General features: G+C 36.7%; 4 protein-coding genes. All 4 read right to left on the bottom strand.

Annotated features, from left to right (window positions below; all coding sequences use genetic code 11):
- Positions 1–555 precede the first annotated feature (555 nt).
- The 4 genes from OQ5_RS0114705 to OQ5_RS0114690 all read right to left on the bottom strand — a co-directional run bounded on the left by OQ5_RS0114705 (position 556) and on the right by OQ5_RS0114690 (position 4,098).
- Positions 556–996 (bottom strand): hypothetical protein, encoded by a 441-nt coding sequence (locus OQ5_RS0114705; protein WP_016778214.1) that lies wholly within the window; start codon positions 994–996, stop codon positions 556–558.
- Positions 993–1,442 carry a hypothetical protein gene (locus OQ5_RS0114700; protein WP_016778213.1) on the bottom strand — a complete coding sequence of 150 codons (450 nt, stop codon included), beginning with the start codon at positions 1,440–1,442 and terminating at the stop codon, positions 993–995. Before OQ5_RS0114700 ends, OQ5_RS0114705 begins: the two co-directional genes overlap by 4 nt.
- 248 nt (positions 1,443–1,690) lie before the next feature.
- Positions 1,691–2,128, bottom strand: a complete 438-nt coding sequence (locus tag OQ5_RS0114695) for a hypothetical protein (RefSeq protein WP_016778212.1) — start codon at positions 2,126–2,128, stop codon at positions 1,691–1,693.
- A 2-nt stretch (positions 2,129–2,130) separates the two neighbouring features.
- Positions 2,131–4,098 (bottom strand): hypothetical protein, encoded by a 1,968-nt coding sequence (locus OQ5_RS0114690; protein ID WP_016778211.1) that lies wholly within the window; start codon positions 4,096–4,098, stop codon positions 2,131–2,133.
- Between the last annotated feature and the right edge of the window lie 57 nt (positions 4,099–4,155).

The raw sequence follows: 4,155 nt of genomic DNA, 5'->3' as shown, positions 1-4,155 counted from the left end.
TTAAGAATAAAAAATATCCGGTTCCCATCTGACTGTTTTAGAGGGAAATCCGACAAGTTCAATCGCATCACTTTTATCTGGTAGTTGAAAACTACAGCGGTTTGAGCGACGAAGTCAGAGACTTCGCTGAGCAGGGGTTTACGAAATCCCGATTTCGGGAGCTCAAAGAAACTTTTTTAAACAACGAAGTTGCAAACTTCGCCGAGCGGGGGTTAACATTCAATTTGCTTTTGGTATTTCAAATTTAGTTAATCCCTAACCTGGACAAGCCAGAACCAAACAAATTTATACATTATCTGTCGTCGCTCCGCAGCTTTTTGTTTTTCTTATTACTTAATTCTACTACCGTTCTGTCGCCGCTCCACGGCTATTAACTGCTGTTATAGGGTTAAAAATACTAAAACCGCGGAGCGGTGACAGAGCAGTAAACGTTATCAATAAAGTCAGTAACAATTAACCGCGGAGCGGTGACAGAGCATTAATTTTGCTAAAAAAACACGAATATCAGGGGTAAGACACTAACTGTCAGATTAAATCGTAGCTACTTCATATAATTCATATAATTTTCTTTTTTTCTCGTATTACAATAGGAATTAAAATAAGGCCTGCTAAAATGAAAAACAAAGGAACTTTAGCATGATTCCACCATTTATATGTAATCACTATTTTTCCATTTAGTTTCAGTTGCATTACAGTGTTTTTATTTTCTTTTGTCCATACTTCAACTTTTTGAGCTTTGCGCAATTCTTTGCGCAGTTTTTCCCTATACTTCTTTAAATCCACTTCATAGCTCTTTTCACTCCTCTCCAACCAAAATTTAGAATAGTCATTACTGTATTGCTTAATTATTCCTTTATGTTTTTCTAATTTATCTACATTGTAAGGTATTAAGAGTAGATAAACAAAACCGACCAGCACCATAATAAATGGAGCGGTATAACCGCGTCTGGCAGCAGAGCGCATTTCTGCATCCCATTGTTTTTTAAGAAGATTCATAATCCCTGCTCAGTTTTTATCTGCAAAATCAATGCATCAGCCTGTTCAATCATTTGTGCTTTGTCAGTTTTCATTAATTCATTATATGTTGATGATTTTTTAAATGCATCCCAGATGAAAACAAAATCAGTGAATTTTGTTAAAGCTTCTCCAGCACGAAGGGTATTTATTGGATTACTCACATCTAACAAAATGCTAAATCCATTCCAAGCGCTAAGGGCTTCTTCTGACAAATATCTTATTATAAAATCTTCAAAATCATCATTTAAAAGAGCAACATTTCCAGCGGCAACAATCAAACTTATTTTATATATTAATTTTGTGCTTTTTGCTACAGCACCTGCACCTATAAACAAAGTTCCAATTGTAACACTGTTATCAATATAATCAACTATCTGTTGATTCGTGAATTCATTACAAATCCATTCAAACAAAAATGCTGGCATAGCAACAACTTCCCCTTTGGCAAGACAATTATCACATATATGTTCGGGTACATCATCGAATGTGACAATAACAATGTCAAACGGATCAATTGGGGGTCTGGTCCAAAGAGATAACCAAATGAAAACATCAGAATTGGAAAGTGTCGCTGCATAGGTCTAACCCATAGGCTTTTACGATTTTGTTTAACGTAAATTATTCAATTTAACACACCATATTATATGGGGCATAGAAAAGTGGGAAACTTAAATTATTTATAAGGATCCCAATTTATTGGCATATTTTCCCATTTATCTCCAAATAAAACATCCGCAGCATAATTATCTATAATTTCATGTAAGTATTGGAAAAAACTCTTTAGTCGGTTTTCAAATTCACCATTAAAATTATTCAATGAAAAGTTTTCTTCATTAATTACTTTCATTTTTTTTAGATATTCGTCCAAAAACATTGAGTCATTAGCCGTTTTAAATGGAAATTTTTGAATGTTAATTAGAAATAGATTTATTTCTTCTCCTGTTACTTTTTTTTCTATGAACCGAAAACAAATTCTCCTTGTTCTTTTTTTTGTACTAAAACATATATTTAGTCCTTTTTCGGTCTCCTCTTTTTCGAATAGCAGATTATTGCTAAAATAAACAGGAACATTCTCTTTTAAAAACCTACTTATGATATTAATCTTATCCATACTTAATCTCCAAAAATTATTTGTTTTTCCATCTTATAAAACATACTTTCGCCTTGCTGATAGGGATTACCTATATCTTGTATTTCATACTTTTCAACTTTAAGTTTGTTTGCCCATATTTCATTAGCTTTATATATCTCAGAGGTTTCATCCAACCACTCCCTAGTCTTTTGTGCTATTTTTAATTCTTCTCTTGCAGCTAATGGTATTACTTCTCCTTCAAATATTTCCACATCCTTTCCAAGTGCTTTTAATTCATCCCTATAAACCTTGACTAAACTCATTTTCCTGCCAATAATTGCAATTTTCCCATTACTTCCTGTAATACTTCTGACAGGATCAATAGGACCTACTTTTGCTAACCCTAATATACTATTAGCTTGGGGGTAATCATCAGCATATTTTGTTGCATAACTTAACTGCTCAATTAATCGCGCTTTGCTGTTACTGTTTTTAATCGTTGTTGAAAGTTCCGACAATTGGTCAGCTGTAAACGTGTAATCCGGGTGCTTGATTACCGTTTGAAGGTTTTCAAGGTTTTTAATATCCAACCTTATAACTGGCGAACCATCAAGCAACGTCCAAGCTTCAATTACGCCTTCATCAATTTTGGAAAGGTTGTTTTTAAGCAGGTTAGCCGCATCGCTTACCCGTCCGTCGGCTTTGGCAATATCAGTAAGAAAGTCAGCTTGTTTTGCTTCACTTAGTCCGTTTACTTTCTTTAAAACAGCATTTAACTGGCTTCCCGTGGGTATTTCATCAGCCAGTTTGCTAATGGTGCTTATGTGAATTTTGTTCCGGTCAACCAATTTGGCCACTTCAAACAATTCGTCATCAAGCTTGGCAATTTTGGCAGCTTTGAACTTTTTACCAATCTTGCTTACCGCGGCAGCCCCTTCCACTGTCAGGTCGATGGCCTTGACCATACCACCTGACTTACAAACGTATTTCACATAAGTTACCCCTTCAAATACAAAAGGTATGGTTGCCAGATAAGAAAGCGAGGCATAAAAATACTCCCCTTCAAGAGTATAAAGGAAACCATTGACAAGATCAAACGGCGCACCAACAACAGGAACAGTACCAAGCGCATCAAGTGTAAAATGCGGATCTTTTAGCATTTCTCCCCAAATGGCAAAAACAGCAAGGATAATGTCTTTGGCTTCTAATTGTGGCTGGGTCTGGGGCGACCAGTTCACCCACATGTTTTTAGCCTCGTCCCATCGGTAGAAGTAATTGTTTAATTCCTGGTCTGTATTGGTATAGATGTATTCGGTTTTGCTACCGATGGAGAGCATCATCAACAAGCCACCTTGCCCGTAAAGATTAAATACAGACTGCTTGGCGTTTTCCTTTAGATCAAGTTTGGTAAGGTTAAGTGGCGGAAGGATACAGGCATCATCATCCGTGATGGTTTTTAAATATTTCGCTGTAGAAAACTGTAAACCGTCTAATGGTTTTAAATCGCCATTCCCTTTATGGTTCCCTGTGGGTTTGTTCCCGACTTCAGAAAGTGTAAGCGTTTTAAATTCAATGGCACAGTTTTTACGGTAACCTAAATAAACCAAAGTAGCCGGGGTATTATTGGATGCAGTCAGGTCTTCTTCATAAAATGCAATATCACCATCACTGTTTTTTACCCGGTCAACAGGTTTCTCCGCACTTGGGTTGGTCATGCGGGCATATCCGAGGAATCTTTTTTTATCAAAGTTGTAGAGGGCAACATAATTCCCCTGTTTATTTTTAAAGCCTGTCAATGCACCATCGGCAATGTTTTCTGGGAATCTTGAAGCAAAATTCAGTGAGGTTACATCATCATAAATGGTTATCGGGATTCCTGCAGGCGTGAGACAAGTGTATACGTTTTGGCTTTCATCGGGATTATTTCCAATGGTAATACTCTCCATTGTCAAGTAGGCGGGATCAATATACGCCCCCTCCTCCTCATCCTGCAAGAAAGCAAAGAGCATCGCCTCCGGGTCGTGGATGTAATCCCATTGGTGTTTCCATTAACACCGAAAAAATAG

The sequence above is a fragment of the Anaerophaga thermohalophila str. Valhall genome, assembly GCF_000250735.1.
GTDB lineage: Bacteria > Bacteroidota > Bacteroidia > Bacteroidales > Marinilabiliaceae > Anaerophaga > Anaerophaga thermohalophila_A.
This window is presented reverse-complemented; position numbering and strand designations above follow the sequence as displayed.